Source organism: Streptomyces europaeiscabiei, from assembly GCF_036346855.1.
GTDB classification, from domain to species: Bacteria; Actinomycetota; Actinomycetes; order Streptomycetales; family Streptomycetaceae; genus Streptomyces; species Streptomyces europaeiscabiei.
The window spans coordinates 5,308,659-5,328,300 of record NZ_CP107841.1 but is presented as its reverse complement, the minus strand read 5'-3'; the positions used below and the strand labels follow the sequence as shown (position 1 = coordinate 5,328,300).

Below are 19,642 nucleotides of genomic sequence, written 5' to 3'. Positions count from 1 at the left end.
GGCCTCTGACGACGCCCGTCAGGTGGGCCTCGACGGGCCCCAGCGCGTCCGGGGGCGGGGATCGGTCGGGCTTCTGCCCGGCCCGGGCGGACCTCGGTCGGCCTTCTGTGGGCCTGGGCGGACCTCGGTCGGCCTTCTGTGGGCCTGGGCGGCTTGAGGGTGGCCTTGCGGACCGCCCTCGGTGGGGGCTTTCGGTCGGATCATAGGCGGACCGGGGACCGAGATGCCGGGGTGCGCGTGGCGTGTGAGTCTGGGGGCGTGGCTCCTTGGCTCCGCTCGGCGCGCGTGACGGGACTGCTCCCCGTCGCGGGACTGCTCGTGGTCCTGGTGGCGGGGGCCGTGCCCTCCGTGTACGCGGCCGAGCCCGACCCCGCGACCTCCTGGGCCGGCAGCCGCGCGGGCGAGGGGCGCGAGCGGCCGGGGCGGCAGGACGTCGGGCCCGTGGAACCGGAGGGCGACGCGTCCGCGCCCTCGGACGCGTACGTGCCCTCGACGGAGCCGGCCCCCGAACCGGACGGCCCGGACGCCACCATCGCCCCCGAGCCGTCGCAGGACGCCGCACTGCCCTACCCCGCCGCCCCGCCCGACACCGGCACCGCGACCTCCGAGGAACCCGTCCTGCAGGTGGTGTCCCTCGCCAGCGGGCTCATGCTGGTGGGCCTGGGCCTCGGTCTGGCCTTCGTCGGGCTGCGGATAAGGCGGGACTGAGCCGGGTCGGGCGGGGGGGCCGAGCCGAACAGGAGCTCGTACGGTGTTCCGGGCCGGACTACGGCACCACCAGGAGCACCTTGCCGATGTGGCCGCTCTCCTCCAGCACCTGGTGGGCCGTGGCCGCGTCGTCCATGGGGATCTCCCGGTCGACGACCGGGCGTACGTCGCCACCGTCGATCAGCGGCCACACGTGCTCGCGTACGGCGGCGACGATGGCGGTCTTCTCCTCCGGCGGACGTGCGCGCAGCGAGGTCGCGCTGATCGCGGCGCGCTTGGCGAGCAGGGCGCCGATGTTCAACTCGCCCTTGATGCCGCCCTGCATACCGATGATCGCGAGGCGGCCGTTGACGGCGAGGACCCGGACGTTTCGGTCGAGGTACTTGGCGCCCATGTTGTCGAGGACGACGTCCGCGCCCCGGCCGTCCGTGGCGCTGCGGACCTCCTCGACGAAGTCCTGCTCGCGGTAGTTGATCAGGATGTCGGCGCCCAGGGCGGCGCACTGTTCGAGCTTCTCCTCGGTGCCCGCCGTGACCGCGACCTTCGCACCGACGGCCTTGCCGAGCTGGATGGCCATCGTGCCGATACCGCTGGACCCACCGTGCACGAGGAGGGTCTCGCCGGGGCGCAGGTGGGCGATCATGAAGACGTTCGACCAGACCGTGCAGGTCACCTCGGGCAGCGCGGCGGCCTGTGTCAGGCCGACACCGGCGGGCACGGGCAGCAGCTGGGCGGCCGGGGCGACGACCTTCTCCGCGTATCCGCCGCCCGAGAGCAGCGCGCACACCTCGTCGCCGACGCTCCACCCGGCCGCACCGGGCCCGATCTCCACGATCCGCCCGGAGCACTCCAGGCCGGGGTAGGGGGAGGCGCCGGGCGGTGGGTCGTAGAAACCCTGTCGCTGGAGCAGGTCGGCGCGGTTCACCGCGCTCGCCGCCACCTCGATGAGCACTTCGCCCTCGCCGGGCACCGGGTCGGGGACCTCGTCCCACACCAGGGCCTCAGGTCCACCGGGTTCGGGAATCGTGATCGCATGCATGAGGGGGACGCTACTCCTCGGCCTCCGCGCCATGCCTCCGGTCCCCGCACCTTCACATCCCCGGCCGAACCACCGGCCCGGCGACCCGCTTCCTCGGTCCAGCCGGCCCGCATCGCCGACCGGCCCACATCGCCGATCCCAGCCGACCCACCTTGCCGACGCCGGCCGCCCCTCGTTCCCGGTCGGCCCGCGACCCCAGCCCGGCGGACCCGTGGCCCCGCCGATCCGAGCGCGTCCCGGACCCCGCACCCTCACACCCCCGGCCGAACCACCGGCCCGCCGACCCGCTTCCTCGGTCCAGCCGGCCCGCATCGCCGACCGGCCCACATCGCCGATCCCAGCCGGCCCACCTTGCCGATACCGGCCGCCCCTCGTTCCCGGTCGGCCCGCGACCCCAGCCCGGCGGACCCGTGGCCCCGCCGATCCGAGCGCGTCCCGGACCCCGCACCTGCCTGCGCCTCCGGCCCGAACCGCCTCCGCCCTTGGTCCTAATTGAGGTGCGCCCGCACTCCATGGGCGAGACCGTGGGGACTGCACGGCCGCACGGGTCCTCGCCGACGCGCTTCGCCCCCGGTGGCGAAGCGGTCCCGACTCCTCGCGCGGCGACCGATGAGTTTCGGCGGTCCCGGTGGTCTCCCCTCTCGTAGCCCCGGACACGGGCCCCGCACGCGGAAGGAACCCAGACATGAGCGCACAGACGTCCGGCCTCGCGATCGAGACCGCGGGTCTGGTGAAGACCTTCGGCGAGACCCGGGCCGTCGACGGCGTCGACCTGGCCGTGCCCGCCGGCACGGTCTATGGCGTCCTCGGCCCGAACGGCGCCGGCAAGACGACCACGGTGAAGATGCTCGCCACCCTGCTGCGCCCCGACGGGGGCGAGGCGCACGTGTTCGGTCACGACGTCGTCCGGGAGGCCGACGAGGTACGCGGCCGGGTGAGCCTGACCGGGCAGTACGCCTCCGTGGACGAGGACCTGACCGGCACCGAGAATCTGGTGCTGCTCGCCCGGCTCCTCGGCCACGACAAACGGGCGGCCCGCCATCGTGCCGAGCAACTACTGGAGGCCTTCGGGCTGAGCGAAGCGGCCGGAAAACAGGTCAAGCACTACTCGGGCGGCATGCGGCGCCGTATCGACATCGCCGCGTCCATCCTGAACACGCCCGACCTGCTGTTCCTGGACGAGCCGACGACCGGCCTCGACCCACGCAGCCGCAACCAGGTGTGGGACATCGTGCGCGCGGTGGTCGCCCAGGGCACGACCGTGCTGCTGACCACGCAGTATCTGGACGAGGCGGACCAGCTGGCGTCCCGGATCGCGGTCATCGACCAGGGCAAGGTGATCGCGGAGGGCACGAAGGGCGAGCTGAAGGCGTCCGTGGGCGCCGGGTCCGTCCATCTGCGGCTGCGCGACGCGGCCCAGCGGCCGCAGGCCGAGGAGGTACTGCGACTCGCCCTCGACGCCGATGTGCAGCGGGAGCCGGACCCGGTGGCACTGACGGCACGTGTGGGCGCGGGGTCCGGAAACGGGCAGGGTGCCGCCGAGGCGGCCGCCCGAGCGCTGGCCGAGCTGGCCCGCAGAGGCATCACCGTCGACAACTTCTCGCTGGGGCAGCCCAGCCTGGACGAGGTGTTCCTCGCCCTCACCGGACACGACACGAAGGCCCACGACTCCAAGGTCGTCAACACGAAGGACGAGGCGGCGGCATGAGCACCGTGACCACCCCCGAGAACAAGGAACTCGCCCCCGTCAGCGCCGAGTCGCTCGCCGCGCTGCTCATCTCCAGGGAAAGGCCGCCGCGTCCCAGCGCCCTGTCGGCGTCCCTGACCTTCGGCTGGCGGGCCATGCTCAAGATCAAGCACGTGCCGGAACAGCTCTTCGACGTCACCGCCTTCCCGATCATGATGGTGCTGATGTACACGTACCTCTTCGGCGGTGCGCTGGCAGGCTCCCCGGAGGAGTACATCCAGTTCCTGCTGCCGGGCATCCTGGTGATGTCGGTCGTGATGATCACGATGTACACCGGGGTCTCGGTCAACACGGACATCGAGAAGGGGGTCTTCGACCGGTTCCGCTCGCTGCCGATCTGGCGGCCGTCGACGATGGTCGGCTATCTGCTGGGCGATGCCCTGCGCTACGCGATCGCGTCCGTGGTGATGCTCACGGTCGGCATGATCCTCGGCTACCGCCCGGACGGCGGGGTGCCGGGCGTGGTCGCCGGGGTCGTGCTGCTCATCGTCTTCTCGTTCGCGTTCTCGTGGATCTGGACGATGTTCGGCCTGATGCTGCGCACCGAGAAGTCCGTGATGGGCGTCAGCATGATGGTGATCTTCCCGCTGACCTTCCTGTCCAATGTCTTCGTCGACCCGGGCACGATGCCGGGCTGGCTCCAGGCGTTCGTCAACAACAGCCCGGTCACGCATCTGGCCTCGGCGGTCCGCGAGTTGATGGCGGGTGAGTGGCCGACCGCGGAGATCGCCTGGACGCTGGGCTGGTCGGCCCTGTTCGTGCTGGTCTTCGGACCGATCACGATGCGGCTGTACAACCGTAAGTAACGGTCCGCCCGGACCAGTGGGTCCATGCAGTGAGGGCGCCCCGGGGATACGTCCCCGAGGCGCCCTCTTCGTTGTTCCCGCTCCGTCGCAGTCGGCCCGACCGCTACGGCAGGTGCTTGGTCTCGGGGGTGATCTTCGTGCTCGGCGTGGCGCGGACGATGGTGATGAGCCGGTCCGTCAACTGGAGCTCGCCGATGGACGGATCGTCGTAGCCGAGCACCCGGTGTCCGCGCAGCACGCTGACCACCAGGTCCTCGGTCTCCCGCACACCGCGCCCCACCTCGGCCTTTATGACCGGCCGTTCGGCGATGTCGAGCCCGCTGCCCTGCTGGATGAGGTCTTCCATGACCATGCCGGCGGCGGGGCTGAGCACGGAGAGCCCGAGGAGCCGTCCGGCCGCGCTGGCGCTGGTGATGACGACGTCCGCCCCTGACTGCTTCAGCAGCGGCGCGTTCTCCTCCTCGCGTACGGCGGCCACGATCTTCGCCCCGCGGTTGAGCTGGCGGGCGGTCAGCGCGACCAGCACGGCGGTGTCGTCCCGCGCGGTCGAGATGATGATCTGCCGCGCCTTCTGCGCCTCGGCCTGCAACAGCACATCGCTGCGGGTCGCGTCCCCGACCACGCCCGTGTATCCGTCGGCCGTCGCGGCGTCGATGACCTTGGAGCTGGGATCCACGACGACGACCTGCTCCTTCTTCAGCCCGGTCGCACAGACGGTCTGGATCGCCGACCGTCCTTTCGTCCCCCAGCCGACTACAACGGTGTGCTCCCTCAAGGTCGCCCTCCAGCGTTTCAGTCGCCATTCCTCACGCGTGCGCTCCGTGAGGACCTCCAGCGTGGTCCCGACCAGGATGATCAGAAACAGCACACGCAGGGGCGTGATCACGAAGATGTTGGTGAACCGGGCAGCGTCGCTGACCGGGGTGATGTCGCCGTACCCGGTGGTGGAGAGAGTGACGGTGGCGTAGTAGAAAGCGTCGAGCAGGTCGACGGAACCGTCGGAGTTGTCGTTGTACCCGCCACGGTCGGCGTAGACGATGAACGCGGTCGCGACCAGCACGAACAAGGCCATTGCCAGTCGCTTGCCGACCTGCCGGATCGGCCGCTCGACCTCCCGTTTCGGCAATTTCACCTGGTGGGTCACCAGACGCTCGTCCGCGTTGCGGGCGATCGCATCATGGCCCGGCAGTTTCACGTGAAACACTCCCCGTTTCGACGTACATCCCCTGGCTGCACTTCGCCCCCCTCCGCCCGTTGTTTCACGTGAAACACCGTTGGTCTCCAGGCCGGTTGACCATGGGAATGTTTCACGTGAAACACACCTGCATCCCCGCTGTCGCCCAGGGCAGGTCGAGCAGCTCCAGCTCCCGGCCGGGGCGCGCGCCTCCGGGCGGTACGACGGCAAGGGCATCGGCGGTGGCGATTCCGCGGAGCATAGCGGGACCGTTGTAGTGCAGTGGCACGGCATCGTCACCGCGCAGGGCGACGGGAACGAGCCGGGTGTCGTACGGGTGGCCGTGCACCGCCTCCCGCAGAGGCATCGCATACGGCTCCGGGGCGGCGCGTCCGGCGAGGGTCCGCAGCAGAGGCTCGGCGAGCGTGAACAGCCCCGAGACGGCGGCCAGGGGATTGCCGGGCAGACCGACGAGGTGCTGGTCCTGCTTGATACGGGCCAGCAGCATGGGGTGGCCGGGCCGCACCTTCACGCCGTCGACGAGGAGTTCGGCCCCGACGCGGCGCAGGATGGGGTGGACGTGGTCGACGGGTCCGGCGGCCGTGCCGCCGGTGGTGACGATGAGGTCGGCGGAGGACTTCTTCACGGCCCGGTACAGGGCGTCGGCATCGTCCCCGAGGCGGCGTACGGCGGCGACCTCGGCGCCGAGTGCCCGGAGCCAGGACGGCAGCATGGGGCCGAGTGCGTCCCGGATCAGGCCCTCGCGCGGAAGCCCTTCGGTGAGCAGTTCATCGCCCAGGACAAGCAGTTCGACGCGCGGGCGTGGGAGCACGCTCACCGTGTCGTATCCGGCGGCCGCCGCGAGTCCGAGCGCGGCCGGGGTGATCTGCGTGCCGAGCGGCAGCAGTTGGTCGCCGTTGCGGCACTCCTGGCCCCGTGGGCGGATGTCCTGTCCGTGGGCGAGGTCCCGGATCGGGTGCAGCCGTCCCTTGTCGTCGGTGCGGCCGTGCTCGCTGCGCAGGACGGCGGTCGTGTCGAGGGGGATGCGGGCGCCCGTGGCGATCCGCACCGCCTCCCCGTCCGTGAGCCGCACGGGATCGGCGTGCCCTGCCAGCACACCGTTCTCCCGTACGTCCCAGGGGCCGGGTCCCGCGACCGCCCAGCCGTCCATGGCGGAGGTGTCGAAGGAGGGGAGGTCGGTGAGGGCGGTGAGGGAGGCGGCGAGAACGAGGCCGAGGGCCTGGTCGACGGTGACCGACACGGGCGCCCGGCGACCGGCCGAGCGGGCGGCGCGTTCGGCGACGGCTCGGGCCTCGGGCCAGGAGGTGGCCCTGTGGTGGGCGTGGTCCTTGGCCCGGTGCGGGTCGGCCTGGCCGGTCGTGGTGGCTTCGCGGGAGGAGCGGGGCTCGTCCGGCCCCCGTACGGCCCTGTCGTTGGCCACGGCCAGCGCCTCCTCCACGTCGAGTTCTTCGGCGTCCTGGGTGGTCATCCGGCGGCCGGGCCGGTGTTCTGGCCGGTACCGGTCCCGGTCCCGGCGTCGGGCTTGGCGTCGGGCTTGGCATCGGGCTTGGCATCGGGCTTGGCGTCGGGGGTGTTCTCGTCGGCCCAGCGGAGGGCCAGGGCGGACGCCTTGCGGGCGGCCTCGGTGACCGCCTCGGGGCCTCCCCCGGCCTGGGCGGCGGCGTAGCCGATCAGGAACGTGGTCAGCGGAGCGGCGGGCCGGGCCACGCTGTGCGCGGCGTCACGGGCGAGGTCGAGCAGTTCGGTGATGTCGACGTCGAGGTCGATCCCCAGCTCGTCCTTGACTGCGGAAATCCATTCATCCAACACGTGGCCATGCTCCCTGATCCGTGCGCGGGCGGCGGCGATGTCGTCCCAGGTGTCGCAGTCGAAGGACGCGACCGGGTCGGTGATGCGGGTGAGGCGCAGCGTGGCGGTCAGCCGCCGCAGGGGGAGCCCGGTGAGGCCGTCGTGCCCGGCGGCGAGCCGCGCGAGCTCACGGCGCAGGACCTCGGCCCGGTAGACGGCCACGAGGGGCTGGTCACGGCCGTCGGGGTCGGTGACCAGGACGCCGTCGGCGGGGCCGGCGCTCTGCGAGAGGGCGTCGCGCAGTCGCCGTACCGTCGCCTCCTCCAGGAACGGCAGGTCGGCGGAGAGGACGACGACGTACGGCGCGGTGGTATGCCGGAGTCCGGCACCCAGTGCGGCGAGAGGGCCGCCGCCCGGGGGTTCCTCGCGGGCCCACAGCACGGGCCGCGCGGTGGGCCGGGGTTCGGCGACGACGACGGTCGCCCCGGCGCCGGCGCAGGCGGTCAGCACCCGGTCGAGCAGGGCCCGTCCGCCCACGCGCACGGCGGGCTTGTCGGCGCCGCCGAGCCGCCGGGCGGCGCCTCCGGCGAGCACGACGGCGTCGAACGCCTCGGTACCGGGGTCGCCCGGGGGCTCGTACGCGGTCACCCCCTGAGTATGCGGGCCCCGACGATCACAGGGAACGCGGGGAGACCGCGCAATCACGGCCCGGTCGGCCCCGACGACGGAGAGCGATCGGACTCGACCGGGCGAAGTCGGTGATCAGAGCGTGCGCAGCAGCACCGCCGGCTGTTCGACACAGTCCGCCACGAACCGCAGGAAGCCTCCCGCCGTGCCGCCGTCGCACACCCGGTGGTCGAAAGTGAGCGAGAGCTGCACGACCTGCCGTACCGCCAGCTCGCCCTCGTGCACCCAGGGCTTGGCGACGATGCGGCCGACGCCGAGCATGGCGGCCTCGGGGTGGTTGATGATCGGCGTGGAACCGTCGACGCCGAAAACGCCGTAGTTGTTCAGCGTGAAGGTCCCGCCGGTCAGCTGGCCGGGCGTCAGGGTCCCGGTCCGTGCCGCCTCGGTCAGCCGGGCGAACTCGGCGCCGAGCGACTCCGCGTTCCTGGTGTGCGCGTCCCGTACGACGGGCACGACCAGCCCCCGTTCCGTCTGCGCGGCGAACCCGAGGTGCACCTGGTCGAGCCGTACGATCTCGCGGGCCTCCATGTCGACCGTCGAGTTCAGCTCGGGGAAGCGGGCCAGCGCCGCGGTGCAGATCCGGGCGAGCAGCGCGAGGACGGAGATCTTCGGGCCGCCGGCCGCGTTCAGCGTCGTGCGGGCGTTCATCAGCTCCGTCGCGTCGGCGTCCACCCAGCAGGTCGCGTCGGGAATCTCGCGCCGGCTGCGGGAGAGCTTGTCGGCGACGGCGCCCCGGACACCACGGAGGGGGACGCGGGTGGCGGAGGGGGCCCCGGCGGGCGCGGGCTGCGCGACGGGCGCTGCGACCGGCTGCGCGGTCACGGCCTGCGGCACCTGAACCGGGGCCGTGGCCGCCCGCAGCGCGTGCTCCACGTCCGACCGCAGGATCAGGCCCTCGGGGCCCGTGCCGTTCAACTTCCGCAGGTCCAGGCCGTTCTCGCGGGCGAGGCGGCGGACGAGCGGGGAAATGACCGGCACGGGTCCGTCCGGGCGCTCGGGAGCGGCCGACGTTTCGGCGGTGGTGAGCCGCACCGCCGGCGCGGCAGGCGCCACGGGCCGGATCGGCTCCCCGGGCCGCACCCGCCTGCGTCGTGCCTGCGGCGCCCCGGTGCCGTATCCGACCAGCACGTTGCCGGAGCCCTCGTCGGCGTTGACACCGGAGGCGGGCGCCCCCACGGCCACCGTCAGCAGCGGTGCCCCGACGGGCAGTTCCGTGCCCTCCTCGCCGAAGCGGGCGGTGACGACACCGCCGTAGGGGCAGGGGACCTCGACCATGGCCTTGGCCGTCTCGACCTCGACGACCGGCTGGTCGATCGCGACGACGTCCCCGACCTGGACCAGCCAGCGGACGATCTCGGCCTCGGTCAGCCCCTCACCGAGGTCGGGCAGCTTGAACTCCAGCACCTGGGCCATCAGTTGTCCGCCTCCCACTGCAGGCGCCCCACGGCGTCCAGGATCCGGTCGACGCCGGGGAGATGGTGCCGCTCCAGCATCGGCGGCGGATACGGGATGTCGAACCCGGCGACGCGCAGCACGGGCGCCTCCAGGTGGTGGAAGCAGCGCTCGGTGACACGGGCCGCGATCTCGCCGCCCGGCCCGCCGTAGGAGCCGGACTCATGGACGACGACCGCGCGCCCGGTCCGCCGTACGGACGCGGCGACCGTCTCGTCGTCGAAGGGCACCAGGGAGCGCAGGTCGACGACTTCCAGGTCCCAGCCCTCGGCCGTGGCCGCCTCGGCGGCCTCCAGGCAGACGGGCACGGACGGGCCGTAGGTGAGGAGCGTGGCGCTGCGGCCGGCGCGGCGCACGACCGCACGGCCGATCGGCTCGACGGCCTGCGGTTCCTCGGGGTTCCAGGAGTCCTTCGACCAGTACAGGCGCTTGGGTTCCAGGAGGACGACCGGGTCGTCGGAGGCGATGGCGGCGCGCAGCAGCCCGTATGCGTCGGCGACCGTGGCGGGTGTGACGACATGGAGCCCCGGGGTCGCCATGTAGTACGCCTCGGAGGAGTCGCTGTGGTGCTCGACACCACCGATGCCGCCGCCGTACGGGACGCGGATGGTGATCGGCAGCGGCATCGCCCCGCGCGTGCGGTTGCGCATACGGGCGACATGACTGATGAGCTGCTCGAACGCCGGGTAGGCGAACGCGTCGAACTGCATCTCCACGACCGGCCGGAGCCCGTACATGGCCATGCCGACGGCCGTGCCGAGGATGCCCGCCTCGGCGAGCGGGGTGTCGGTGACCCGGTCCTCGCCGAACTCCTTCGCGAGCCCGTCGGTGACCCGGAAGACACCGCCGAGGGCGCCGACGTCCTCGCCCATGACGTGCACGGTGGGGTCGGCGGTCATGGCGTCACGCAGGGCGCGGTTGAGCGCCTGCGCCATGGTGGCGGGCTTGAGCGCGACGGTGGTCATCGGTGCGCCCCTTCTTGTTCCGCAGCCAGCTCGGCCCTGAGCAGGGCCTCCTGCTCGCGCAGCTGCGGAGTGGGCTCGGCGTAGACGTGGGCGAAGAGGTCCATGGGGTCGAGCACCGGGTCCTGGTTCATGCGCTCGCGCAGGTCGGCCGCCATCGTCTCGGCGGCGTCGCGGGCGGCCCGGACGCCCTCCTCGTCGAGGAGGCCGCGCTCGGTCAGCTCGTGCTCCAGGAGAGTGATCGGGTCGTGCGCGCGCCAGGTCTCGACCTCGGCGTCGCCCCGGTAGCGGGTCGCGTCGTCGGCGTTGGTGTGGGCGTCGATGCGGTACGTCACCGCCTCGACCAGCGTGGGACCGCCACCCGCGCGCGCGTGGGCCACCGCTTCGGCGAGCACCTGGTGCACGGCCGCCGCATCGTTTCCGTCGACCAGGCGGCCCGGCATCCCGTAGCCGACGGCCTTGTGGGCGAGCGACGGGGCGGCGGTCTGCTTGGCAAGCGGGACGGAGATCGCGAAGCCGTTGTTCTGGACGAGGAAGACGACCGGGGCCTGCCAGACGGCGGCGAAGTTGAGCGCCTCGTGGAAGTCGCCCTCGCTGGTGCCGCCGTCGCCGACCAGGGCGAGCGCCACCACGTCGTCGCCCTTGAGTCGGGCGGCGTGCGCGAGACCGACTGCGTGCGGGAGCTGGGTGGCCAGCGGGGTGCACAGCGGGGCGACGCGGTGCTCGCGGGGGTCGTAGCCGGTGTGCCAGTCGCCGCGCAGCAGCGTGAGCGCCTGCACGGGGTCGAGGCCGCGGGCGACGGCGGCGAGCGTGTCGCGGTAGCTGGGGAAGAGCCAGTCCCGCTCTTCGAGGACGAGCGCGGCGGCGACCTCGCAGGCCTCCTGGCCGGTGCTGGAGGGGTAGACGGCGAGCCTGCCCTGCTTGGTCAGGGCCGTGGCCTGCGTGTTGTAGCGACGGCCGCGCACCAGCTCGGCGTAGAGCCGGCGCAGCAGCGCGGGGTCGGCGTCGGCCGCCGCGTCCGTGCCGAGCACGCGGTACGGAGTTGCGTCGGGCAGCAGCGGCGCGGGGTCCGTGCGGGGCTGCCAGGCGGGCGGCGGTGTCGGGCGGTACGCGCCCCGCTGCTCCATGACCGTCATACGGCACCTCCTCGTGGGAGTGGCTCTGGGACGCGGCACGGCTGTGACGCGTCTCACCTACCGATTGTTCGGTCGTTGACGCATTTTGGCTACAGGCACCCTCAGGCTGTGGACAAACGGTTCTGCACAGCCTGAAATGAACGCAGTACGTCCATGGTAGGGAGGCAGGGGCACATGGCGCCTGAACAAATGGCCGAGCCGCCGGAGCACGGCCCGGCCCTGCCGCCCCCTCGACCACTGGACGCCATAGATCAGGACATCCTGCGCATGCTCCAGGCCGACGGCCGCGCTTCGATACGGTCCGTCGCCGAACGCGTCCACGTCTCCCGCGCCAACGCCTACGCCCGCATCAACCGCCTCATCGAGGACGGCGTGATCCGCGGCTTCGGGGCGCGCGTGAACCACGAGCGCGCCGGAAAGGGCACCTCGGCCTACATCACCCTCAAGATCGTGCAGAACTCCTGGCGCACGGTCCGCGACCAGCTGCGCCAGCTGTCCGGCGCCGCCCACATCGCGCTGGTGGGCGGCGACTACGACGTCCTGCTCCTGGTGCACACCTCGGACAACAGGGCCCTGCGCGAGGTCGTCCTCACCAAGCTCCAGGCCATTCCGGAGGTGCTCAGCACCCGGACACTGCTGGTGTTCGAGGAGGAGGACGTGGAACCGGAGGGCTGATCGGGTCCGAACCCGCGGAGAATCGATCGACCCAGCCCTCGGAGGATCGATTCGGTCCCGGTCAGCCCTGGTCCGTCTCGGCCGGCCCTGTCAGTCCTGGGCGCGAAGCCCCGCGAAGACCAGGTGCGTCACCGCGTCGGACACTTCCCGCTCGCCCATGCCCCGCCCGTCCGGCCGGTACCACTCCACGATCGAGTTGATCATCCCGAAGACGAGCCGGGTCGCGAGCCGCACCTCCACGTCACGGCGTACGTCGCCCTCGGCGGCCGCGGCCTTCAGCAGCTCGGCGACCCGGTGGTCGAAGTCGCGGCGCCGCTCCAGCGCCCAGCGCTCGGTGTCGGTGTTGCCGCGCACGCGCAGCAGCAGGGTCACGTAGGGAAGCTCGCTCATGAGCACCTCGACCATGCGCCGTACGACGTGCTCCAGGCACTCCACCGCACGTCCCTCGCGCGCGGGTTCCTCGTCGAGGATCCCGAAGAGGCCGTCCAGCGCCCGGCTGACGGCCCGGCGCAGCAGCTCCTCCTTGCCGGTGACGTGGTGGTATATCGACGACTTGGAGATACCGGCCGCCTTGGACAGGTGCTCCATGGACGTGCCGTCGTAGCCACGTTCGTTGAAGACCCGGACCGCGACGGACAGCAGCGTCTCCGGGGTGTACGTGTCGCGCTTGGCGGTGGTCATGAGGACGTGCCCTCCCGCTTGTCGGAGGCGTAGGCGTGGCGGTAGAGCGCCAGCGACGGCGCGTAGCGCCCGGAGGGGTCGCGCAGGTGCAGGTCGTCCAGGAGGGCGTACGCCCAGTTCCGGCCCAGCCTGCGGCTCCATTCGAAGGGGCCCAGCGGGTAGTTGACGCCCAGCCGCATCGCCGTGTCGATGTCCTCCGTGGTGGCCACGCCCTTGGCGACGGCGTCGTGCGCGAGATCGATGATCCGCGCCACCGTGCGGGCGACGATCATGCCGGGGGCGTCCCCGATGACGCTGACGTCCTTGCCGAGCGCCTGGAAGAGCCCGGTGGCCTCCGCGAGGGTCTGCGGTGAGGTGTCCTGGGAGGCGGACAGCGCGATCCTGGTGGCCCTGCGGTAGTCGAGCGCGAGGTCGAAGTAGACGACGTCCCGGAACTCCACGGAGGTCTGCCCGTCGGCGAGGGCCAGCTGGCCGCCGCTCGGCAGGACGAGCCGGGTGCCGTGGTCCTCCTCGTCCTCGCGGACGACGATGCCCGCCTCCCGGATCAGCGGGAGCAGCTCGGAGGCGGGGCCCAGATCACCCTCGACGACCACGTACGCGGGCGCCGGAACCGGGTCGGCGGTGTGCGGCTCGGGGCGCTCGGCGTCGTCGGCGTACTCGTACCAGCCCTGCCCCGTCTTACGGCCGAGCCGACCGGACTCGACGAGCCGCCGCTGGGCCAGCGAGGGCGTGAAGCGCACGTCCTGGAAGAAGGCCTGCCACACGGAGTGGGTGACGGATTCGTTGACGTCCTGGCCGATCAGGTCGGTCAGCTCGAAGGCGCCCATTCTGAATCCACCGCACTCGCGCAGGATCGCGTCGATGGTGACGGGCTCGGCGGCCTGCGACTCGTACACCGCGAAGGCCTCGGCGTAGAACGGCCGTGCGATGCGGTTGACGATGAAGCCGGGGGTGTCGGCGCAGGCGACCGGCGTCTTGCCCCAGGCGCGGGCCGTCTCGTACGCGCGCGTGGCCGACGTGACGTCGGTGGCGAACCCGGAGACGACCTCGACGAGGGGCAGCAGCGGCGCGGGGTTGAAGAAGTGCAGGCCCACGAAACGGCCCGGATTGCGCAGGGCTCCGCCGATGGCCGTGACGGACAGGGAGGAGGTGTTGGTGGCGAGCAGGCAGTCCTCGCCGACGACGTCCTCCAGCGCGCGGAACAGCTCCTGCTTGACGTCCAGCCGCTCCACGACCGCCTCGACGACGAGGCCGCAGTCCGCGAGGTCGGCGACGGCCTCGGCGGCGTGCAGCCGGGCGCGCGCGGCGTCCCGCTCGGCGCCGGTCATGCGGTCCTTCGCGACGAGCCGGTCGAGCCGGGCGCCGATCGCCTGGGCGGCCTCCCGCGCCCGGCCGGGGGCGACATCGAACAGTCGTACGGGGTGGCCCGCGACCAGCGCGACCTGGGCGATGCCCTGGCCCATGGTGCCGGTGCCTACGACGGCCACGGGGCTGCCGGGGTCGAGTCCTGTCATGTGCGCGATCCTCCCGCACGGGGTTGTCCACAGATGCGGCGGACCCCCTTGTCCCGACCGATCGTTCGGTTACTCTAGCCTTGTCCGCTCGCCCGTCGCTCACCAGCACTCTGAACGAGGCGCTTCGCGCCACCCCTCAAATTCATTCCTGCCCAGGTCAGAGCTCGATGAAGAGCTTCCGACGTGAGGAGTTGGTCAAGCATGGCCGCCGAACCGTCCGCGCACGCCCTGATCGCCAAGCACCGGCCCACGCTCGACCAGGCACTGGAAGCGATCCGCACACGCGCGTACTGGTCGCCCCACCCCGAGCACCCCAAGGCGTACGGCGAGAACGGCAGCCTGGGCATGGCCGAGGGCAAGGCCGCCTTCGACGCCCTGCTCGGCACCCGACTCGACCTCGGCCAGCCCGGCACCGACGACTGGGTGGGCGGCGAGACCTCCCCGTACGGCATCGAGCTGGGCGTCACCTACCCGCACGCGGACATCGACACGCTGCTGCCCGCCATGAGGGCGGGCCGGCGCGCGTGGCGCGACGCGGGCGCGGAGGCGCGCGCGGCGGTGTGTCTGGAGATCCTCAAGCGGATCAGCGACCGCACCCACGAGTTCGCCCACGCCGTCATGCACACCAGCGGCCAGGCCTTCATGATGGCCTTCCAGGCCGGCGGCCCACACGCCCAGGACCGGGGCCTGGAGGCGGTGGCGTACGCGTACGCGGAGCAGGTCCGCACCCCAAACGACGCGGAGTGGACCAAGCCCCAGGGCAAGCGCGATCCGCTCACGCTCACCAAGAAGTTCAAGCCGGTCCCGCGCGGCACCGCCCTCGTCATCGGCTGCAACACCTTCCCGACGTGGAACGGCTACCCGGGCCTGTTCGCCTCCCTAGCCACCGGCAACGCGGTCCTCGTGAAGCCCCACCCGCGCGCGGTGCTGCCGCTCGCCCTCACCGTGCAGGTCGCCCGCGAGGTCCTCGCCGAAGTCGGCTTCGACCCCAACCTGGTCGCGCTGGCCGCCGAACGCCCCGGCGAGGGCATCGCCAAGGACCTGGCCACCCGCCCCGAGATCCGCATCATCGACTACACCGGCTCGACGTCCTTCGGCGACTGGCTGGAGGCCAACGCCCGCCAGGCGGAGGTCTACACGGAGAAGGCCGGCGTCAACACGGTGCTCGTCGACTCCACCGACGACTACAAGGGCATGCTCTCCAACCTGGCCTTCTCCCTGTCCCTGTACAGCGGCCAGATGTGCACCACCCCGCAGAACCTGCTCATCCCCCGCGACGGCATCACCACCGACGAGGGCCCCAAGTCCTACGACGAGGTCGTCGCCGACCTCGCCAAGTCGGTCGGCGGCCTGCTGGGCGACGACGCACGCGCGAACGCGCTGCTCGGCGCGATCGTGAACCCCGACGTCAAGGCCCGGCTCGAAGCCGCCGCATCACTCGGCGAGGTCGCCCTCGTCTCACGGGAGATCAGCAACCCGGAGTTCCCCGGCGCTGTCGTCCGCACACCGGTGATCGTGAAGCTCGACGGCGCGCGGAAGTACTGGGACCGGACCGAGGACGAGGCCGCCTTCATGAGCGAGTGCTTCGGGCCGGTGTCGTTCGCCGTCGCCGTCGACTCGGCCGCGGACGGCCTGGAGTTGCTGCGGCGGACCATCGGCGAGAAGGGCGCGATGACCGTCGGCGCGTACACGACGTCCGACGAGGTGGCCGAGGCTGTCGAGGAGGTCTGCCTTGAGGAGTGCGCGCAGTTGTCGTTGAACCTCACGGGCGGGGTGTACGTGAACCAGACCGCGGCGTTCTCGGACTTCCACGGGTCCGGTGGCAATCCGGCGGCGAACGCGGCGTTGTGCGACGGAGCGTTCGTGGCCAATCGGTTCCGGGTGGTCGAGGTTCGGCGCGAGGCGCTCCGCTAGGAGTGCGGGTGACCGCGGTGGCGGCCGGGCATCTGCGGGCCGTCGCCGGCTGGTCACGCAGTTGCCCGCGCCCCCGAAGGGGAGCTCCCGCCGCGCTCCTTCAGAAGGATCCCGTGCTCCAGTGGTACAGCGTCATCGCCACGCTGGTCGCCAGGTTGTAGCTGGAGACCTGGGGGCGCATCGGGAGGGAAAGCAAGTGGTCGGCGCGGGCGCGTAGTTCGGTGGAGAGGCCGCTGCGTTCGGATCCGAAGGCGAGGACGGCGTCGTCCGGGAGCTTCAGGCCCCGGATGTCGTCGCCCTCGGGGTCGAGCGCGAAGAGCGGGCCCGGAGGCAGGTCGGCGACCTCCAGGCGCTCGACGGCGGTCGCGAAGTGCAGACCCGCCCCGCCGCGTACGACGGTGGGGTGCCAGGGGTCCAGGGTGCCCGTGGTGACCACGCCGGTCGCGCCGAAACCGGCGGCCAGCCGGATCACGGCCCCCGCGTTGCCCAGGTTGCGCGGATTGTCGAGGACGACGACGGGGGCGGTGCGCGGGGTGTGGGCGAGAGCCGCCAGCTGGGACGCGCGCGCAGGGCGTACGGCCAGGGCGGCGACGGCGGTGGGGTGCGGGCGCGGCACGAGGGACCGGTACGCCTCCTGCGGCACCTCCTGGAGAAGGCGCGCGAGCCGGTCCCGGACGTCCGGGGCCAGTTCGTCGGCGAGGGCGAGCACCGCCGTACGGTCGGCGGTGACGGCCACCGGCACCTCGGCACCGAAGCGCACCGCGTGCTTGAGGGTGTGGAAACCGTCGAGCAGGACCGCGGTCCCGGCAAGGCGGCGCCAGGCCCGCAGGGGGTCGCCCGCCGGTCCGTCCGCCGGTCCGCCCTCCGGTCCGCTCACCGGATCGTGCACCGGATCGTTCATGCGGTGAAGCCTACGTGGGCCTGCTCGGCCGCCTCCTTCTCCTGGGGGAGCGGTGGCTGCCTCGGGTCGCGCGGGCCCGGGATCGTGCGGCTGCGCCCGGGTAGCACGCGACGTACGACGCGGTCACGCGCGCCTGCCACCAGGCCACCCAGGCGCTTCAGGAAGGGTGTCGGCAGGAAGACGGCGTCGGCGGCGATCATCGCGAGCGAGAAGAACGGCAGGCCCAGCACGACGGCGATCACGGCGTGCTCGGTCATCATGACCGCCAGCAGGACGTTCTTGACGCGCCGGTTGAAGAGCGTGAAGGGGAAGGCGACCTGCACGATCACCGTCCCGTACGTCACCAGCATCACCATCGTGCCGCTGGACGACAGCAGGTCGGAGAGCGCGGCCCAGGGCGAGAAGTAGTCCAGGTGGAACGGGTAGTAGGCGGCCGTGCCGTCCTGCCAGCGCGCGCCCTGGATCTTGTACCAGCCGGCCGCCGCGTAGATCAGACACGCCTCGGCCATGATCACGACCAGGGCGGCGTTGTGCGTGAGATTGCCGACGATGTCGAGCAGCGCGCGCGGCTTGGTGTCCGACGCGATGCGGCCGGTGGCCCACCACAGGGCATGCACCACCCACAGCCCCCAGAAGAACGTCAGCCAGCCACCCGGTACCAGATCGCCGCCGGGAATCAGACCACCGAACGTCGCCACCAGCAGCGCGAACCCGAGCACACACCACAGGGCGGGGCCCACCCGGTCCTGAGGTGCCCTGCCGTCCCGCTCCAGGCGCTCGCGCCCGCGCCGTGCGCGCCGCGCGTCCAGCGACCAGACCTGGGCGCAGCGGACGAAGACGAGATAGATCGCCATGAGGTGGAGGACGTTGTCGCCGCCGTCGCCCATGAAGACGCTGCGGTTCTGCAGCGAGAGCACGCCCACCATGAAGAGCACGCTCACGGCGCGGGTGCGCCAGCCGAGCAGCAGAAGGAAGGTGGCCAGGACGGCGACGGCGTAGACGATCTCGAACCACACCATGCTGTCGGACCACATCAGCACTGTGAAGGCGTCGTTGGTCGCGATCAGCTGCTGGGCCAGCTCCCAGCTCCAGGGCCCCTCGGGACCGTACAACTCGCGTCGGTGCGGGAACTCGCGCAGCAGGAACAGCAGCCAGGTCGCGGAGAAGCCGATACGGACGATCGCGCTCTGGTACGGGCCCAGCGCGCGATCCGTGACACGCGTGATCCCGTTGCCTATCGCGGCGGTGAGGCGCCCTGTCGGGCTCATCGGCCGGACCGGGTCGGGCAGGCTCGTGGAGCTCATTCGGCGCTCGCCTCCGTCCGACCGGTGACGGCCCGGCCGGCGCCGCCCGCGTTGGCGGCGGCGTCCGTCCGGTCGTTGTCGGTCACCGACCACCAGGGCAGCTCACGGACGACGGGCTTGTCGGACACCTTTTCCTCGCTCCAGTCGGGCGACGGCACGTTGGTCGTACGGGACCGGAGCTGGATCCGCTCGATCACACCGCCGGGGCCGTCGGCCTCCTCGCGGTCGAGGCGCATCACCACGATGCGGCGCACATAGCGCTCGGAGAGGTCGCCGCGCGAGGTGGTGGCGCGGTCCTCGCCGTCATGCGTGGCGAGATAGAAGTCCCAGGCCCGGCGCAGCTCGTTCTGCTGGGTGTGGCTCGGCACGAAGTTCCTGTCGATCGCGGCGCCGTCCAGCGCGGACAGGTCGTACCAGCCGGTCTCGCGCCTCTCACCGTCCGCGGTACGGACCTCGGCGCGCGCCTGCACCGCGATGTTCTGCTGCAACGGGTTCGGCGCGAACAGCTTCCAGTTCTGCTCGAACTCCGGGTACACCCATTCGTCCACCGCCCGACCGTGCTGCTTCGTCAGCGTGTTCGAGGGCGCGATATGGAGAAAGACCAGCCCGAGATGCGCACAGGTCGCCACCGCCACGATCGCGAGCACCAGCGCCACGGCGATCTGGTACGGCAGGGTGAGCGCGGCGATACCGGAGACGGGCTGCGTCGGCTCGGCCGTCTGCTCGGGTCGTGGTGGGGGAGGCGACTCCGGCGGCGTATGCGATGACGTCTGTGACGGCGTCTGTGACGGCGTCTGTGACGGCGTCTGTGACGGCGAAGGTGAGAGCAGCGGTGACGGTGAGGGCAGCGGGTCCGGGGCCGCGGTGGCCTGGGCCGGCACCGGGGGCGAGGCTGAGGGCGAGGCAGGGTCCGGGGTCTGCCGTGACGACTGGGGCGGCTGGGACGGCTTGGCCTGCGGGTTCGCCTCGCTCGCGGAGTCGGAGCCCTCGGGCTCGTCCGGCCCCCGCCGGGCGTTCGAGACCTCGTCGTTCGCGTCCATTCCGCCCCGCTCCCCGATTCCCACTACCCGGTCCACTTCCCCACCGGAACTTACTCAGCCGCGTCCCTCCGGCACAGCCCCGATGGCCACAGC

At 71.9% G+C, this 19,642-nt stretch carries 17 protein-coding genes; 5 read left to right on the top strand and 12 right to left on the bottom strand.

Annotated elements, in window-relative coordinates:
• Nucleotides 1–285: 285 nt before the first annotated feature.
• Complete coding sequence (locus tag OG858_RS23340) at nucleotides 286–708, top strand: hypothetical protein (protein ID WP_327724489.1); 423 nt, start codon at nucleotides 286–288, stop codon at nucleotides 706–708.
• A 58-nt stretch (nucleotides 709–766) separates the two neighbouring features.
• Here OG858_RS23340 and OG858_RS23335 read toward each other — a convergent pair whose 3' ends face one another.
• The gene (locus OG858_RS23335; RefSeq protein WP_328544510.1) at nucleotides 767–1,747 is read right to left on the bottom strand and encodes an NAD(P)H-quinone oxidoreductase; all 981 of its coding nucleotides are present in this window, start codon (nucleotides 1,745–1,747) and stop codon (nucleotides 767–769) included.
• A 685-nt stretch (nucleotides 1,748–2,432) separates the two neighbouring features.
• Between OG858_RS23335 and OG858_RS23330 the strand changes: the two genes are divergently transcribed.
• Nucleotides 2,433–3,455: an ATP-binding cassette domain-containing protein gene (locus OG858_RS23330; RefSeq protein ID WP_086747115.1), complete on the top strand. Its 1,023-nt coding sequence runs from the start codon at nucleotides 2,433–2,435 to the stop codon at nucleotides 3,453–3,455.
• On the top strand, nucleotides 3,452–4,300 hold the full coding sequence (locus tag OG858_RS23325) for an ABC transporter permease (protein WP_327724488.1): 849 nt from the start codon (nucleotides 3,452–3,454) through the stop codon (nucleotides 4,298–4,300). The genes OG858_RS23330 and OG858_RS23325 overlap by 4 nt, the downstream gene beginning before the upstream one ends.
• 103 nt (nucleotides 4,301–4,403) lie before the next feature.
• Here the strand turns inward: OG858_RS23325 and OG858_RS23320 are convergent, their stop codons facing one another.
• From OG858_RS23320 to pdhA, 6 genes are all read right to left on the bottom strand, one after another.
• Complete coding sequence (locus OG858_RS23320) at nucleotides 4,404–5,495, bottom strand: potassium channel family protein (RefSeq protein ID WP_086747117.1); 1,092 nt, start codon at nucleotides 5,493–5,495, stop codon at nucleotides 4,404–4,406.
• A gap of 112 nt (nucleotides 5,496–5,607) precedes the next feature.
• Nucleotides 5,608–6,963 (bottom strand): molybdopterin molybdotransferase MoeA, encoded by a 1,356-nt coding sequence (locus OG858_RS23315; protein ID WP_327744370.1) that lies wholly within the window; start codon nucleotides 6,961–6,963, stop codon nucleotides 5,608–5,610.
• Entirely contained in the window at nucleotides 6,960–7,931 is a 972-nt protein-coding gene (locus tag OG858_RS23310; RefSeq protein WP_328544511.1) for an NTP transferase domain-containing protein, read from the bottom strand. The genes OG858_RS23315 and OG858_RS23310 overlap by 4 nt, the downstream gene beginning before the upstream one ends.
• A 114-nt stretch (nucleotides 7,932–8,045) precedes the next feature.
• Nucleotides 8,046–9,383 (bottom strand): dihydrolipoamide acetyltransferase family protein, encoded by a 1,338-nt coding sequence (locus OG858_RS23305; RefSeq protein WP_319260351.1) that lies wholly within the window; start codon nucleotides 9,381–9,383, stop codon nucleotides 8,046–8,048.
• Nucleotides 9,383–10,387, bottom strand: coding sequence for an alpha-ketoacid dehydrogenase subunit beta (locus OG858_RS23300; protein WP_328544512.1), 1,005 nt, complete (start codon nucleotides 10,385–10,387; stop codon nucleotides 9,383–9,385). Before OG858_RS23300 ends, OG858_RS23305 begins: the two co-directional genes overlap by 1 nt.
• On the bottom strand, nucleotides 10,384–11,520 hold the full coding sequence (gene pdhA / locus OG858_RS23295) for a pyruvate dehydrogenase (acetyl-transferring) E1 component subunit alpha (protein WP_086746588.1): 1,137 nt from the start codon (nucleotides 11,518–11,520) through the stop codon (nucleotides 10,384–10,386). The genes OG858_RS23300 and pdhA overlap by 4 nt, the downstream gene beginning before the upstream one ends.
• A 189-nt stretch (nucleotides 11,521–11,709) precedes the next feature.
• On the opposite strand from pdhA, the gene OG858_RS23290 reads away from it, so the two are divergent.
• On the top strand, nucleotides 11,710–12,195 hold the full coding sequence (locus tag OG858_RS23290; RefSeq protein WP_013002201.1) for an Lrp/AsnC family transcriptional regulator: 486 nt from the start codon (nucleotides 11,710–11,712) through the stop codon (nucleotides 12,193–12,195).
• Nucleotides 12,196–12,285: 90 nt separating this feature from the next.
• Here the strand turns inward: OG858_RS23290 and OG858_RS23285 are convergent, their stop codons facing one another.
• Nucleotides 12,286–12,876, bottom strand: coding sequence for a TetR/AcrR family transcriptional regulator (locus tag OG858_RS23285; RefSeq protein WP_086746587.1), 591 nt, complete (start codon nucleotides 12,874–12,876; stop codon nucleotides 12,286–12,288).
• On the bottom strand, nucleotides 12,873–14,390 hold the full coding sequence (locus tag OG858_RS23280) for a 3-hydroxyacyl-CoA dehydrogenase (protein ID WP_086746586.1): 1,518 nt from the start codon (nucleotides 14,388–14,390) through the stop codon (nucleotides 12,873–12,875). The genes OG858_RS23285 and OG858_RS23280 overlap by 4 nt, the downstream gene beginning before the upstream one ends.
• A gap of 201 nt (nucleotides 14,391–14,591) precedes the next feature.
• On the opposite strand from OG858_RS23280, the gene paaN reads away from it, so the two are divergent.
• Nucleotides 14,592–16,304, top strand: coding sequence for a phenylacetic acid degradation protein PaaN (gene paaN, locus OG858_RS23275; protein ID WP_328544513.1), 1,713 nt, complete (start codon nucleotides 14,592–14,594; stop codon nucleotides 16,302–16,304).
• Nucleotides 16,305–16,404: 100 nt separating this feature from the next.
• Here the strand turns inward: paaN and OG858_RS23270 are convergent, their stop codons facing one another.
• The 3 genes from OG858_RS23270 to OG858_RS23260 are packed head-to-tail and all read right to left on the bottom strand — an operon-like array spanning nucleotide 16,405 to nucleotide 19,549.
• Complete coding sequence (locus OG858_RS23270; protein ID WP_328544514.1) at nucleotides 16,405–17,205, bottom strand: TrmH family RNA methyltransferase; 801 nt, start codon at nucleotides 17,203–17,205, stop codon at nucleotides 16,405–16,407.
• Nucleotides 17,202–18,509, bottom strand: coding sequence for an HTTM domain-containing protein (locus OG858_RS23265; protein ID WP_408059423.1), 1,308 nt, complete (start codon nucleotides 18,507–18,509; stop codon nucleotides 17,202–17,204). Before OG858_RS23265 ends, OG858_RS23270 begins: the two co-directional genes overlap by 4 nt.
• A complete protein-coding gene (locus tag OG858_RS23260) occupies nucleotides 18,506–19,549 on the bottom strand; it encodes a DUF5819 family protein (RefSeq protein WP_327724483.1) in 1,044 nt (347 codons plus the stop codon). The genes OG858_RS23265 and OG858_RS23260 overlap by 4 nt, the downstream gene beginning before the upstream one ends.
• Between the last annotated feature and the right edge of the window lie 93 nt (nucleotides 19,550–19,642).